This window comes from Lysobacter alkalisoli, assembly GCF_006547045.1.
GTDB classification, from domain to species: Bacteria; Pseudomonadota; Gammaproteobacteria; order Xanthomonadales; family Xanthomonadaceae; genus Marilutibacter; species Marilutibacter alkalisoli.
This window is the reverse complement of record NZ_CP041242.1, coordinates 3,537,595-3,552,859: the sequence shown is the minus strand read 5'-3', so window position 1 is coordinate 3,552,859 and position 15,265 is coordinate 3,537,595. Positions and strand designations below refer to the sequence as shown.

Annotated in this window: 8 protein-coding genes and 1 pseudogene; 5 read left to right on the top strand and 4 right to left on the bottom strand. The window is 65.5% G+C overall.

The window, feature by feature from the left end:
- Positions 1-59 precede the first annotated feature (59 nt).
- Both aceB and aceA read left to right on the top strand, forming a co-directional pair.
- Complete coding sequence (gene aceB, locus FKV23_RS15690; RefSeq protein ID WP_141625244.1) at positions 60-1,721, top strand: malate synthase A; 1,662 nt, start codon at positions 60-62, stop codon at positions 1,719-1,721.
- Between the two features lie 155 nt (positions 1,722-1,876).
- Positions 1,877-3,175, top strand: coding sequence for an isocitrate lyase (gene aceA / locus FKV23_RS15685; protein WP_141624703.1), 1,299 nt, complete (start codon positions 1,877-1,879; stop codon positions 3,173-3,175).
- 83 nt (positions 3,176-3,258) lie between these two features.
- Here the strand turns inward: aceA and FKV23_RS15680 are convergent, their stop codons facing one another.
- Positions 3,259-5,325 (bottom strand): S9 family peptidase, encoded by a 2,067-nt coding sequence (locus FKV23_RS15680; protein WP_141624702.1) that lies wholly within the window; start codon positions 5,323-5,325, stop codon positions 3,259-3,261.
- A gap of 273 nt (positions 5,326-5,598) precedes the next feature.
- On the opposite strand from FKV23_RS15680, the gene FKV23_RS15675 reads away from it, so the two are divergent.
- Positions 5,599-6,639, top strand: coding sequence for a GGDEF domain-containing protein (locus tag FKV23_RS15675; RefSeq protein ID WP_141624701.1), 1,041 nt, complete (start codon positions 5,599-5,601; stop codon positions 6,637-6,639).
- An 11-nt stretch (positions 6,640-6,650) separates the two neighbouring features.
- Positions 6,651-9,278, top strand: coding sequence for a putative peptide modification system cyclase (locus FKV23_RS15670; RefSeq protein ID WP_141624700.1), 2,628 nt, complete (start codon positions 6,651-6,653; stop codon positions 9,276-9,278).
- On the opposite strand, the gene FKV23_RS15665 is transcribed toward FKV23_RS15670, so the two are convergent.
- A complete protein-coding gene (locus tag FKV23_RS15665) occupies positions 9,233-9,580 on the bottom strand; it encodes an NHLP-related RiPP peptide (protein ID WP_141624699.1) in 348 nt (115 codons plus the stop codon). The genes FKV23_RS15670 and FKV23_RS15665 overlap by 46 nt on opposite strands.
- Before the next feature lie 262 nt (positions 9,581-9,842).
- Between FKV23_RS15665 and FKV23_RS15660 the strand changes: the two genes are divergently transcribed.
- The gene (locus FKV23_RS15660) at positions 9,843-11,048 is read left to right on the top strand and encodes a putative peptide maturation dehydrogenase (protein WP_141624698.1); all 1,206 of its coding nucleotides are present in this window, start codon (positions 9,843-9,845) and stop codon (positions 11,046-11,048) included.
- Positions 11,049-11,200: 152 nt separating this feature from the next.
- Here FKV23_RS15660 and FKV23_RS15655 read toward each other — a convergent pair whose 3' ends face one another.
- A complete protein-coding gene (locus FKV23_RS15655) occupies positions 11,201-12,520 on the bottom strand; it encodes a hypothetical protein (RefSeq protein ID WP_141624697.1) in 1,320 nt (439 codons plus the stop codon).
- A 1,023-nt stretch (positions 12,521-13,543) separates the two neighbouring features.
- Positions 13,544-15,217 (bottom strand): annotated as a pseudogene (locus tag FKV23_RS17610) (type IV secretory system conjugative DNA transfer family protein); the annotation flags it as partial.
- Between the last annotated feature and the right edge of the window lie 48 nt (positions 15,218-15,265).

The window sequence follows — 15,265 nt, the reverse complement described above, 5'->3', positions numbered from 1 at the left end:
ACAAGGCGAAACGCCCGAGAGGGCCGCCTCCCCACGATGAATCCAGCAGGAGAACCATGATGTCGGCAGTGATGGCAGAACGGCAGGGCACCCCGGTCCATGCCCAGCCCCCGGCGGGGGTGGAGATCACCGCCCGGGTGGACGGGCAGGACGACCTGCTCCCCCCGGCCGCGCTCGAGCTGCTGGCCGGGCTGCACCGGCGCTTCGAGCTCACCCGGCAGACCCGGTTGGCGGTCCGCCGCGCCCGTCAGGCCTTTTTCGACGACGGCGGCCTGCCCGACTTCCGTGCCGACACCGCCGCGATCCGCGCCGGCGACTGGAAGGTCGCGCCGATCCCGGCCGCGCTGCTCGATCGCCGGGTCGAGATCACCGGCCCGGTCGACCCGAAGATGGTCATCAACGCGCTCAATTCCGGCGCCAACTGCTACATGGCCGACTTCGAGGACAGCACCGCGCCGACCTGGGACAACCTGTTGACCGGCCAGCGTGCATTGCGCGAGGCGGTCGCCGGCACCCTGGCCTTCACCAGCGAGCAGGGCAAGGCCTACGCGCTCAAGCCGTTCGAGCAGCAGGCCGTGCTGATCGTGCGCCCGCGCGGCTGGCACCTGGACGAGAAGCACCTGCGCGTCGACGGCGCGCCGATCGCCGGCAGCCTGTTCGATGCCGCGCTGTTCGCCTTCCACAATGCGGGCGTGCTCGCCGCCAAGGATCGCGGGCCCTACCTCTACCTGCCCAAGCTGCAGTGCATGGAAGAGGCGCAGCTGTGGGACGACGCGCTGGGCCACATCGAGCAGGCGCTGGACCTGCCGGCCGGACAGATCAAGGTCACCGTGCTGGTCGAAACCCTGCCAGCGGTGTTCGAGATGGACGAGATCCTGCACGCGCTGCGCGGCCGCATCGTCGGCCTCAACTGCGGGCGCTGGGACTACATGTTCTCCTACATCAAGACCTTCCGCGCCCATCGCGACAAGGTGTTGCCCGAGCGCGGCCAGGTGACGATGACCCAGCCGTTCCTGCGCGCCTACTCCGAGCTGCTGATCCAGACCTGCCACCGCCGCGGCGCCCACGCGATGGGCGGCATGGCCGCGCAGATCCCGATCAGTGGCGATGCCGAAGCCAATGAAATCGCGCTGGGCAAGGTTCGCGCCGACAAACTGCGCGAGGTCACTGCCGGCCACGACGGCACCTGGGTCGCGCATCCGGCGTTGATCCCGCTGGCGCGCGAGGTGTTCGACGAGCGCATGCCCGGCCCGAACCAGCACGACGTGCTGCGCGAGGAAGTCACCGTCACCCGCGATGACCTCATCAAGCCATCGCTGGGCACGATCACCCGCGCCGGCTTCGAGGGCAACGTCGAGGTCTGCGTCCGCTACCTCGCCGCCTGGCTCGATGGCAACGGCTGCGTGCCGATCCACAACCTGATGGAGGACGCCGCCACCGCCGAGATCGCCCGCGCGCAGCTGTGGTCGTGGCTGCATCACGCTCGCCAGCCGGTCGGCCAAGTGCCTCCCGGGGAAAACCTGTACCTGGACGACGGCACCCCGGTCGACTTCGCCCTGCTCGAGCGCGCCCTGATCGGCCTGCCCGCGCGCCTGGGCGACCGCAGTCGCCTGCCCGGCGGCAGTCGCATCAACGAGGCGATCGGCGTGCTCGACCGCCTCACCCACGCCGACGAACTCGAGGAATTCCTGACCCTGCCCGCATACGCGCGGCTGGATTGATCCGAGCCCGGCCGACATCCGTAGGAGCGGCGTAAGCCGCGATGAAACGTTCCCGTGAAGGCCAGTCGCGGCTTACGCCGCTCCTACAAAAACACCACACCACAAACCCGAACCCCACACGCCCGAGCAAGGGCACTGTAAGAGAGGCCACCACCATGAGCCACATCCACGCCACCGCCGACCAACTGCGCCAGCAATGGGCGAGCAGCCCGCGCTGGGCCGGGATCACCCGCCCGTACTCCGCCGAGGACGTCGTGCGCCTGCGCGGCACGGTGCCGGTCGAGTACTCGATCGCCCGCCATGGCGCCGACAAGCTGTGGAACTCGCTGCAGACCGAGGACTTCATCAATGCCCTCGGCGCGCTCACCGGCAACCAGGCCATGCAGCAGGTCAAGGCAGGGCTCAAGGCGATCTACCTGTCCGGCTGGCAGGTTGCCGCCGACGCCAACCTCGGCGGGCAGATGTATCCCGACCAGTCGCTGTACCCTGCCGACTCGGTGCCGGCCGTGGTCAAGCGCATCAACAACACCCTGCTGCGCGCCGACCAGATCCAGTGCGCGGAGGGAGGTGGTGACGTCGACTTCCTGCAGCCGATCGTCGCCGATGCCGAGGCCGGCTTCGGCGGCGTGCTCAATGCGTTCGAGCTGATGAAGGGCATGATCGAGGCCGGCGCCGCAGGTGTGCACTTCGAGGACCAGCTGGCTTCGGCCAAGAAGTGCGGCCACCTCGGCGGCAAGGTGCTGGTGCCGACCCGCGAGGCGGTCGACAAGCTCATCGCCGCGCGCCTGGCCGCCGACGTGATGGGCGTGCCGACGATCATCGTCGCCCGCACCGATGCCGAAGCCGCCGACCTGCTGACCAGCGACATCGACGACAACGACAGGGACTTCTGCACCGGTGAGCGCACCGTCGAGGGCTTCTACAAGACCCGCAACGGCCTCGATCAGGCGATCAGCCGCGGCCTGGCCTACGCACCCTACGCCGACCTGGTGTGGTGCGAGACCGGCAAGCCCGACCTGGAGTTCGCGCGCAAGTTCGCCGAGGCCATCCACGCCAAGTACCCGGGCAAGATGCTGGCCTACAACTGCTCGCCGAGCTTCAACTGGAAGAAGAACCTCGACGACGCGACCATCGCCAGGTTCCAGAAGGAGATCGCGTCGTACGGCTACAAGTTCCAGTTCATCACCCTGGCCGGCTTCCACGCGCTCAACTACGGCATGTTCAACCTCGCCCACGGCTACGCGCGCCGGCAGATGAGCGCTTTCGTCGAGCTGCAGGAGGCCGAGTTCGCCGCCGCGGAGAAGGGCTTCACCGCGGTCAAGCACCAGCGCGAGGTCGGCACCGGTTACTTCGATGCGGTTACCCAGACCATCCAGGGCGCCCAGTCCTCGACCGTCGCGCTGAAGGGTTCGACCGAGGAAGAGCAGTTCACCGATGAGCGTGCGGCGGCCTGAGCGCACCGGCACGATTGGTCCAGGGATGGAAATGAAGAGGCCCGGCGTATGCCGGGCCTCTTTGCATCGCAGGAGTTGCCGGCTTACTTCCGGATGGCCTGGGTATGCGATTCCAGCGCCTCGGCCAGTCCCTGCACGATATCGGCACCGGCCGGCACATCGATGCTGGAACCGTTGAAGTCATCGCCGATCGGCTCCGCGCGTCCGCCCAGGCAGGTGGCCAGGAAGCCCTCGGCGACCGCATTGAACGCCTTGCTGTTCTCCGGCCGGGCAAAGCCGTGGCCCTCGTCCGGGAACAGCACGTAGGTCACCGGAATCTGCTTGCCGGTCATCGCCTCGACGATCTGGTCGCTCTCGGCCTGCTTCACCCGCGGATCGTTGGCGCCCTGACCGATCAGCAGCGGCTTGACGATCTTGTCGGCGTGGGTCAGCGGCGAGCGCTCGGTCAGCCAGGCGCGGCCTTCCTCGGTGCGCGGATCGCCCATTCGCCGAGCGAGCTGCTCGAAGAAGCTGGCCCAGTACGGCGGCACCGTTTCCAGCAAGGTGTTGAGGTTGGACGGGCCAACGATGTCGACGCCGCAGGCGAAGGTATCCGGGGTGAAAGTCAGCCCGGCCAGGGTCGCGTAGCCACCGTAGCTGCCGCCCATGATCGCCACCTGATCCTCGGTGGTGACGCCCTGATCGACCGCCCATTGCACCGCGTCGAGCAGGTCGTCGTGCATCTTGCCTGCCCACTCGCCATCGCCGGCATTGGTGAAGTCCTTGCCGAACCCGGTAGAGGCACGGAAGTTGACCGACAGCACCGCGTAGCCGCGGTTGGCCAGCCACTGGTGGTAGGTGTTGTAGCCATAGCTGTCGCGATGCCAGGGGCCGCCATGCACCAACAGCACCATCGGCACCGCACTGTCGGCACGGCCGTCGCCGTCAGCGTCGGCGTGAGCGGGCAGGCTGAGGTAGCTGACCAGGTTCAGGCCGTCGCGCGAGGTGATCTCCTGCGGCCACATTGGCACCAGTGGTTTGCCATCCAGATCCGGGCGGGCGGAGAACAGTTCGGTCAGCTCGCCGCTATCGCGGTCGTAGCGGTAATAGACTGCCGGTGCCTCGGCGGCGGAATAGGTGACGATCCAGGTGCGGTCGTCGAGTGTGCGATTGACGCTGACCGTGCCCGGGCCGATGCCCTCCAGTTTCTCCAGGTCGGCGCCGATGGCCGGGTCCAGCAGCTTCCATTCCGGGCGCAGATAGTTCACCCGCACCGCCTGCACCAGCCCGGTCTTCGGATCGGAGAGGCTTGCGCCGACGTCGGCCCGCCGGTCCTCGTGGACCAGGACCTTGTCGTTGCTGGTGGTGTCGATCGCGAACAGTGCCGAGGTGTTGCGCCCGCGCGAATCGATGAAATACAGCGTGTTGCCGTCCTTGGTCAGGCCGCCGGGGGAGGTGGTGAGGCCATCCTCGAACGGGATGTCGTCGTACGCCTCCCAGGCGCCGGCACCGTTGCGCTGGAGCACCTCGACACCGCCGTCCGGACGCGAGCGGGTGGCATAGCGCAAGGCGTATTCCTCGTCGGCGATGTAGCCGCCGATCCGCTGCTCGTTGCGCTCGATCAGGGTGCGCTCGCCGCTGGCCAGGTCGACTTGATACAGGTCGTGCCATTGCGGGTCGCGGTCGTTCATGCCGACCAGGATCGTGTCCGGATGCAGGTCGCTGACGCCGACCATCCGCGCGGTGGTTTTCTCGAACGGGGTCAGGTCGCGGCTTTCGTTGCTGACCAGATCCAGGGCATAGAGATGGAAATCCTCGTCGCCGCCGGTGTCGCGCATGTACAGCAGGGTGTCCGGCCGGTGCGACCAGAAATAGTTGCGGATGCCGCGGGCGTCGTCGCGGGTGACCGCGCGGGCCGCGCCGACGTCGTCGGCCGGGGACACCCACACGTTGAGCACGCCATCCACCGGCGCGATCCAGCTCAGGTACTTGCCGTCGGGGCTGATCTGCACGTTGGCGCGTTCGGGATTGCCGAACAGGGCCTCGCGCGGGATCAGTTCGACATCGTCGATGGAGCCGGGCGCTGAGGCCGTCGGTGCGTCGGTGCTGCCTCCGCCTCCGCAGGCGGCAAGGGCCAGCCCGAGGGCTGATGCGAGGACAAGGCGTTGCATGGTGACCTCCATGATCTGTCGAATGAAGGCGGGACGGTAGCAGGGATCGTGCGGCCCCGTGCGTGCCTTTGGTTGGTGCGAGTCCCGGGAGGGCGTCCGGGTGGTGCGCAGGCCTGTCCGCCGGACCGTGGCTTTTCCGTTGTCCTGCCAGACGTGGTGCTATGCTCGCCGGGTCCGTGCATTGGGGAATGCATGGCCTTGCGACCATGGATGCGGCATCAAGGGCCCGGCAGGAGGGAGATAGGGGTGGACCACGAAAATCCAGTGCTGGCCATGTCTGCCAGGACGGTCCCGGGAGGGGCCGCTGCGGGCGTGCCGCGCGCGGAGCTTGGCGAAGAGGCCATGACCACGGCGATCCTCAGCGCCGAGGAAGTCGCGCTGTTCGCGCGCATGGGCCGCCTGCGTTCCATCCAGCAGGGGCAGGTACTGTTCCGCCGCGGCGACCGCGGTACTTCGATGTACGTTGTGTCTCGCGGCGAAGTCGACCTGGATTTCGGTGACGACCTGCGGCCCAAGCGCCTGGGGCCCAACGAGTTCTTCGGCGAGCTCGGCCTGCTGATCGGCGACCACGGTCGCAGCGCCGACGCCGTCGCCGTCTGCGAAGGCGAGCTGATCGAGCTGCGCCACGAAGCATTCGAACGCCTGGTCGAGCACGCCCCGGTGGTGGTGTCTTTCTTCCTGCGCCGCGCGATCATGCGCGTGGTGCTCAACGAGCAGGGCCTGATCCGTCGCCTGCGCCGCCGCAACCAGGATCTGCAGGCCGCGCTCGACCGCCTGCATGCCACCACCCACCAACTCAACAGGACCGAGGAACTGGTCCGTACCGACGAGTTGACCGGCCTCTACAACCGCCGCGGGCTGATGATGCACGTGCAGGAATGCCGCGACATCGGCAAGGCCGATCGGTTCGGCCTGGTACTGGTCGACTGTGACCGCTTCAAGCAGGTCAACGACGACTTCGGCCATCTCACTGGCGATCGCGTGCTGCAGAGCGTGGCCAGTATTCTGCGCGCGGTGATCGGCCCCGAAGACCTGGCCTGTCGCCTGGGCGGCGACGAGTTCTGTCTGGTCATCGCATCCGGAAGTCGAGACGAAGTGATGCGCGTCGCCAACTACATCGCCCGCACGGCGGGTGAGTTGCTCGCCATGGAAGGTAACGAGGGCGCGCCGCCGGTGATCTGCCAGCTTAGCGTCGGTGCCTGCCTGGTCGAGGCCGGTAGCGACTGGAATGCCTGGTATGCGCGGGCCGATGCCGCGCTGTATCGTGCCAAGCGCCACGGCGGGGGCCGGGTGGAATGGCAGGATCCGACCTGAGAGGTGCCTTCATGGAAGACGCTGTAGTGCTCCAGAGCGAGCCCCAGGCCGAGTCGGCCGCACCGTTGCTGCGCACCATCCTGCTGGCCGACATCTGCGACTCCACCAACCTGGTCGAGCGGCTTGGCGACGGTGGTGCCGCACAGTTCTTCCGCGAACACGATCGGCTCGTCCTGCGTTTGCAACAGCAGTGGCGCGGGCGGCTGATCGACCGCGCCGACGGCCTGCTGCTGCTGTTCGAGCGCCCTGTCGACGGTCTTGGCTTCGCCCTCGACTATGCCCGTGGCCTGGCCGACATCGGCAAGCTGCGCCATCTCGACATCAAGACCCGCTCCGGTCTGCATGTCGGCGAGGTGCTGACCTGGCGCAACAGCGACGAGGCGGTGCGTCTTGGCGCCAAGCCGATCGAGGTCGAAGGCCTGGCCAAGCCCATCGCCGCGCGGTTGATGTCGATCGCCCGCCCCGGCCAGATTCTGATGTCCGCGGTCGCCGAACCGCTGGCGCACCGTTCGGCCCGCGAGCTTGGCGAGCGCGGCCAGAACCTGGTGTGGAAGTCGCATGGGCTGTGGCAGTTCAAGGGAGTGGCCGAGCGCCAGCTGGTGTTCGAGGTGGGTGAGCCCGGACTTGCCCCGTTGCGTGCTCCGGGCAACAGCTCCAAGGCGTGGCGCCGGCTGCCGTTATGGCGCCGGCCGGCCGCGCTCATGGCCGAGGCCGCCGTGCTGGTCGCGGTCACCTTCGGCGCCTGGTTCGCGACCCGCACACCGCCGGCGATCGCCTTCAACGAACGCGACTGGGTCGTGGTCGGTGACCTGCGCAACCTGACCGGCGACATCCGCCTGGAGGATTCGCTGGAACAGGCCTTCCGCATCAGCCTGGAACAGTCGCGTCACGTCAACGTGCTGTCCGACCTCAAGGTCCGCGACAGCCTTGCCCGCATGCGGCTTGAGCCCGGTACCGTCGTCGATCGCGACATCGCCTCCCAGATCGCCCAGCGCGACGGCGCCCGCGCCGTCATCCTGCCCACGGTCTCGGAAATCGGTGGTCGCCTGCGTTTCAGCGTCGAAGTGGTCGACCCGCTCACCCAGACCACCGTCTATGCCCGCGCCGCCGACGGCAGGGGCGAGGAATCCGTGCTCGCCTCCATCGATCAGGTCACTGGTTCCGTGCGTGCCAACCTGGGCGAGGCGGTCAAACAGATAGAGCATGACTCGAAGCCGCTGCCGGAAGTGACTACGGACAACATTGATGCATTGCGAGCGTATGCATTGGGACAGAAGGCGTTCAGCAAGAACGACTATCTCGAAGCGGATTCGTATTACCAGAAAGCAACTGAGATCGATCCCGAATTTGCTCTCGCATGGCTGGCTCGGGCGCGCGCCGGCTTTGGATTGTGGGATATCCAAGCCGCGGTGCCTTCACTGAGAAAGGCCCAGTCTCTTCGTGAGCGGCTTGTACCGAAGGAAGCCCAGTATCTGGATGGCTGGGTAGCTGAATTTGATGAGCCCCAGAATGCTCTTGCCAAGTGGCGCATGATGGCAACTCTTTATCCGGACAATGGCCCTGCTCAGGCAAACGTAGTCATCCGTCTTGTGGCAGCGAACAGATTCTCGGAGGCGCTTCCGTTTGCTAATAGAGCTACGTCGTTGAAGTACGAACTCATTGGAAATTCATTCGACCAGCTCGGTAGGGTCAAGCTTGGATTGGAGGATTTTGAGGGGGCGGGTTCGGCGTTCGACCAGGCATTGACTTTGGGAAACAGGAGCAGTCTTCGACGCCGAGCCAATGTGGAGGCTGCCCAATACAACTTCCCGGCTGCGGAAAAACTCCTTGAAGAAGCGCCCGTAGGCGATGCCGTCTCCAGCTTGGACCGTATCAGTATTGCGATGGATAAAGGCAAATGTACGGTTGCCAATGAGACAGCGAAGCGCGCGTTGACTCCGAAAAGTGAAGTGCCAGCGCAGTACCTACGGGCGCTGCAGATCTCTGCCGCGACCGTAGAATGGCTATGCGGTGATGCTCAGGTTGCCGCGAAGTCTGCCAGGAGCGTTATGCGTGATGCCATGGACGCTGCCGAGGCATCCAGCCCGGTTGAGGCACCCGACGATATAGGGATCGCTCTCATCGCAGGATTGTTGCTACAGCGACTGGATGATGATGCTCCAGTGGATGGTCTGATTGATCGGCTCGAGAAGAGCCGAGTGGTGGAGCAGCATGACTATCTCCGAGAGCTGCGGTCCGTGTTGCTTGCAGAATGGGACAGGAAGCAGGGGCGATATCGGCGTGCCTTGGAAAGGCTGGAGCCGCTTGTAACCGGTTATGAGCGATACCAGACCCGGCAGGCCCTACTGGAGGCGTATGCTGAAACGAAAAGGCTTGATCTGGCGTTGGAGCAGGTTACCTGGTTGGCAGAACACCGAGGTCTTGCGTACCTGGAACAGGGTTGCGCCCAGTGCCAGCAAGCATTGAACGTTGCGGATAGCAATTTATCTCTGTTGCGCGCAGCAGAACTACTTGAATCCGAAGGTCACGACGATCGGGCGCGCCAGTACTTGGCACGATTCGATGAAATTTGGCCGCCGCAGGTTCTGCCGCCTCACTTAAGGACGCGCCGCTCGGCTTTGAGAGCTGCATCCAACTGAGGCGTGTTGTGCGCAAGTCCCTTGATAAGCATGGATTTGATCTCCGCTCTTGCAGCTGCGATGGTTTCTTTTGCTGCGAGTTCGTTGACCTTGCACTCAGCAAATGGCTCCAGTTCTATGGCAGCCGTCGTTCCACAGGCCGTCATCTGACCGGGGGCGGGCGATTCGTAACCGATCGAGCGCAGTGCGGCAAGGTGATCGCGCTGGAAGCGCTCGCGGAATAGGTCGTCGGTGCTGAGCAGGTCCAGCAGGCGATCGGCGATCTCCGGCGACAGCGGCGCGGTCCGGGTCTTGGTACTCATCGGTAGTTCCCCATGTGCGGCCTGGGCCAGACCGTCAGCGGCAGAATCTAGCGCCCCGGCGGCGGGCGGGCAACCGTCACAGAATCATGCGCAGGGGTCGAGAGCATTGGAGCGGCCTCAATTTTACGCACGCGCCTTGCCATGCCAGGCAGCGCCGGCTCGAGTCAGATCATTGGTCTACCGGGGCGAACCCCGCGTGTCCCTGTGGCCGGGCCCGGAGCGGGCCAGCATAATCCAGTGACTTCAGGAAAGAGTCGTCTGTATGAAGATCCGCCGTTGCGCCGCCGTTTTCCTCGAGCCGCGCGAAGAAGTCGCATTCGAGCTGGAGTCGCTGCTGGGCGGCGGTGACGGCCTGCGGCGCGAGCGGCGCTGGCTGGCGTTGGCGCCGCACATCGGTGAGGAGGTCGAACTCGAAGCGAGTGAGCGCGAGTTGCTCGGCCGGCTGAGCCCCGGTCAGTGGGTCGAGGCTGGCGACCTCGATGCCGACGTCGCTTCCGTCCTGCCGCGCCTGCTGGCCGAGGGCCTGGTGGTGGCTGACGCGGGACCGGACGATGACACTCTCGCACGCTGGCGCGGCCGCGATGAGGCCTTCCGCCGGGTCCACTGGCATCCGCTCGGCGCCACCCTGCATGCGTTCACCCGTTGGGAAGGCGTCGACGCGGTGCAGAACAGCAAGGACAGCCGCACCGAGACTGCGGTCGAGATGCGTGAGGTGCTCGGCGTGCCGCCGGTCGAGGCGGCCTGCCGTGGCGACGACGGTTCCCGGCTGAAATTGCCGCGCGCCGCCGCCAACGATTTCGACCGCCTGCTCGCCCGCCGTGCGACCTGCCGCAATTTCGATCCGTCACGCCAACTGCCGTTCGACACCTTCGCCCAGGTCATGCAGCGCGTGTTCGCCGCGCAGGCCGAGGTGCGTGTGTCCGACGACACCGTATTCCTGAAGAAGAACGTCCCCAGCGGCGGCGGCCTGCATCCGATGGAGTGCTACCTGGTGGTGCAGCACGTCGACGGCGTGCCGCCGGGCCTGTACCACTACCACGCCGTCGAGCATGCCCTTGAGCCCCTCCCCCCGCCCGCGGGGGAAGGTTGGGAGGGGGGCGGACTGCGTGCATTCATCATGGACATGGTCGCCCAGCAGCACTGGTTCGCCGACGCCCATGTGCTGGTGATGCTGGCGCCACGCTTCGACCGCACCTTCTGGAAATACCGCCAGCACGCCAAGGGCTACCGCGTGGTCGCGCTGGAAGGTGGCCACATCTCCCAGACCCTCTACCTGTCCGCCACCGAGGCCGGGCTGGGCGCGTTCATCACCGGCGCGATCAACGAAAAGCAACTCGAACACGCTTTCGGCCTCGACCCGGTCAGCCAGGGCGCGCTGGCGATCTGCGGCTTCGGCTGGCGCGGCCCGGTGATGGAAACCGCCGAACTCGACCCGGCGGGAGAAGTCTGGGCAAAGTCCGAAGACTGACCTCGGCCCGTTGTGGCGTGGCCCTGCTGGTCGGGATCATCGCCTGCATGCACGGCGCACAAGGCGAGGATGCCCGTATCCGGTTCTTCGGGTTCGACTTCCGGGCCAGACCATTGCGCTGGCGGTGCACGTCCGGGGGCGGGGCAGTGTCGTTATCCGCCCAGACTTAGGGCCGGTCCGGCTTGTGTCTGCTGCTGGGCGGCCAGCTGGCGTTGCTGCGCCTGTTCCTGTCGCTGTTGATCGAGTTCTGCCGCCTGCCGTGCGCTGTCCTGTGCAGTGGGTGGGGGAGCGGCGAGATCGACCCGGGCGCCATGAGCGGGATGATGACCTTGCAGGGTCGCGCTGGACTCGTTGAAGCGCACGTCCAGCATTTCGTCGGGACGAATTCGGGCTTCCTTGGCGGCGAGAGTGAACTGCGCCAGGCGATCCTCGGAGACGACTGCACCGTCGGGCAGTTGTGAGTACAACGCCTGCCGGACGTTCAGATGGAGCGCGTGGTCGGGATGGGATGGGTCGGAGAACTGGGCCGGAGCCGTCTGGCCGCCACTGGCCGGACGCATGGCCAGCCGTTCGATCTCATGGTGCGACGGCTGCTCGTTGCCAGCCAGCGTCTGCGGACTGCGCGCGATCTCGCGGTAGGGGTCGTCCGGGTGGAACTGCTGGCGTTTTTCCTCTCGTTCCAGGCGCAACTCACGCGTATCGGAGAGCTGTCGAAGCCGGTCGGGATCGGTGACGGTACGGGTGACCGTGTGGGGATAGCTGCCGGGATCGTGCAGCTCCTGGACTTCCGACCACGCGTTGCGGTTTCGGTCGTAGCGGTAGTGGAAATCCCGGATTCCGATGGTGTCCGGGTCCGTATTCGCGAGGTTCTGGGTGGCCGCCATGCGCGCTACCGTCATGTCGCCCATGTACTCCACACTGGCCTTGACGCTGTCGAGTGAACGCAGATCGGTATGTTTCCAGACTTCGGCGGAGGTGAACCAGGCGCGGTCCAGTCCCAGTCGCCGGTTGTCGAGCATGTTCGACCAGACGTGCTCCATGGCGGGCGGACCGCCCTTGTCTTCGGCCATGTCCATCAGCCGGCGCGGGGTCCAGGCGTCGGGGTCGATGTTGGCGTTGCGGAAGCTGTCGTCGTGGACATCTTTGACATCCTCGCCTTTCAGATTGAGGGCGCGGGTCGGGTCGTCCTTGAAATGAAATTGCCGCATGGCAAAGTCGCGTTTCATCAGGTCGATGCCGAACTGTTCCCAGCCACGCTCGTCCAGCTCCACGCCGTTGCGGCGGGCGAACGCCTGCGCATGCGCGTTGGCGACCTGGCCGGGGGCATTGTCGTTGCGCACTACTCCCAGGGCCAGCAGGCCGTATCCATCACTATCGGGCAACTGGGCCAGGTAGTTCCAGTAGAGCTCGCGGTTGTCTTTTCCGGCGTAGTGACGAAGGATCTCAAGATCCTTCTGGGTCAATCCAGGCATGGTCGGCATACTTCCTGTATCGGCGGTGGGCTACTGCATGTGACCTTGGTGCAGAAGGTCTCGGACGCGGGATTCGATCCGCTTCCAGTCGCGCATGAACACGCGTGGATACGTGATGCGCGTGTGCAGGTTCCACTCCGGAATTGCAAAGAAGTGATCACACATGGCCCGTCGGCGATTCGCCGGATCGTTGACCACCTGGTTGCCATCTATGAGCAAACCGTCGGGCTCTTCCCGGCTGTCGCACTTGAGTACCGTCATCGGATAGCCCGTGTCTCCCATGCGCAGGTACCACTCCTTCGAGTTGCGGATCAGGTTTTCACGACTGGGACGCTCAGAGTAGGTTTCAGTCAAGAAGGCTTCGACCTTCTCCAGGTCGGCATAAAACGATTCCAGTCCGTACACCGGTTCGCCCTGTATGCGCAGATCAAGATTCTCCATCGGGTCGCTGCGATGCTTCGGGTTATCCGGGTCAATCGGTTCGACGAAGCTCTGCATCCTGTCGCGGAGACTGAACCGCTCGGGGTCGCGATAGGCGATCACCGGCGAGATGCTGCGCAGGAAATGTTCTGGATGGTCGGCATAGTCCACGCCGGGCGGCAGCGGTTCCATGCACGGCCACTGGAAACTGATGCGGACATCATCCAGCGGTCTGGAACCGGGCCGGCTCTGCATGATGTTGTGCGGCATCCAGAACCGGTGCGGACCCAACAGGAACTCGATCGGACGGTCGCTGTGTCCTTCCCACTTGTAGCCGGGTTCGACCGGGAGGTCGCCGTCCTCGATCATGCTGTCGACCATGCGCTCGTAGAACGCGCGCTCGGCTTCGATTTCCTTCATCCGCTCTGCGGGAATGGTGACCGGCGGGCAGCGGAATTCGGCGGGAGCATGGTCCTGCCGGGGTTCGATCACCGTGGCCGCCGCCTCGTCTTGTGCGGCGCTGTGCGGGCTGGCACAGGCGGCAAGCATGGCCAGGGTGGATGCGGCGATCACCGAGGCGCTCTTGCCGGGCAACGACGTGGTTCCTGGCAGGTTCAACGGCGCGACCTCGACCTTGGGCAGCAGCCGTTTGGTGAAGTAGCGATCCTTGTAGTAGCGGATCTTCTCGCACATCACCGGATGGGCCAGACCCTCGTAAAGGAAGATCTCCTTGTCCGGCCCCATCGCCTTGAGCTCCTGCGGCAGCATCAGCGCCCGCTTCTCGTACGCCTCGCTGTAGGAGGTGCTGTTGCCCTGGCCGCGCGAGCGGGTCCGCTGCTTGCGGTGCACGGTGGTGTAGCCCAGCATCTCCGAGTAGTCGTTGGCGTCCTGCTGCTCGCGCGGGGCATAGATGATCTGCAGCGCGTGGTTGGTGATGATCGTGCGCGACATCTCCCTGCCGTACACCGCGTCCAGCTGCGCCATCGACTGGATGATCGGCAGCAGGCGCAGGTTGTAGCCGGCCATGTAGGCCACCGCCTTGGCGATGATGTCGACCCGGCCCAGCGCAGTGAACTCGTCCATCAGCAACAGGCACTGGTGCTTGAGCTCGGGGTTGTTCTGCGGCAGTTCCTTGGTGTTGACGTTGATCAGCTGGCTGAAGAACAGGTTCACGATCAGTCGGCTCTCGGCCAGCTTGTTGGGCTGGATGCCGATGTAGATCGTCATCTTGCGCTTGCGCACGTCGTCGAGGCGGAAATCGTCGGCGCTGGTGGCCGCGTCCAGCACCGGGTTGATCCAGGCGTTGAGCGGCTCCTTGAAGCTGCCAATGATCGAGGCGAAGGTCACGTCCGCCTGCGACAGCAGCCCGGCGAAAGCGGTACGCGCATTGGCGCTCAGGAACGGCGCCTGCGACAGCGTCTGCAGGTAGGGCTTGAGCTCCTCGCCGCCGGTATCGGAGGACAGCCGGTAGACCCCGCCCAGGGTGGGCGTGCCGGTGCCCTCGTGGTCGGCCTTCTCGAACAGATACAGGCCGAAGGCCATGAACGCGTTGCGGGCCTGGCTGACCCAGAACTTGTCCTTGTCGTCGCCGTCCGGGTAGAGCATGGCGGCGATGCTCATCAGGTCGGAGACCCGGAACGCCGGGTCCTTGGACACATAGGTGAGCGGGTTCCAGCGATGGGTGCGGCGGTCGTCGGCGAACGGATTGAACAGGTAGATCTCCTGCCCCCGCGAGGCCCGCCAGCCGGAGGTCAGATCGAAATTCTCCTGCTTGATGTCGAGGACCACGACCGACTCGTCGTATTCGAGCAGATTGGGGATGACCACGCCCACGCCCTTGCCCGAGCGGGTCGGCGCGGCAAGGACCACGAACTGCTGACCGGGCAGGCGCAGCAGCTTGCCGTTCTTCTTGCCGACCACGATGCCGTTGCTGGCGGACTTGAGGAAGCCCTTCTGGGCCAGGTCGACGAGGCCGGCGAAGCGCGCCTTGCCGTGGATGTCGCGGTCCTGGCCGGTGCGCAGCAGCAGGACCAGCGAAGCGATCCAGACCAGCATGGGCAGGCCGAAACCGATCGCGCCGGCGAACTTGACCCGGCCGGTGTAGGGCTGCATGCGCGGGTGGTCGAGCAACTGCAGGTAGTTCCAGTAGGTGCCGAACCCAAGCGTGGCGGTGTCCAGCTTCATGAACATCAGGGCCAGCCAGCCGGAGAAGTACAGGCCGGCGACGAGGGCCAGCACGAGCAGGGCCAGGGCGGTGAGCAGTTTCGGTTTTGTCACGGCTTCAAACCTGTCGGGTGGGTGTGGAGCGTAAGGTGCGCCGCGGGT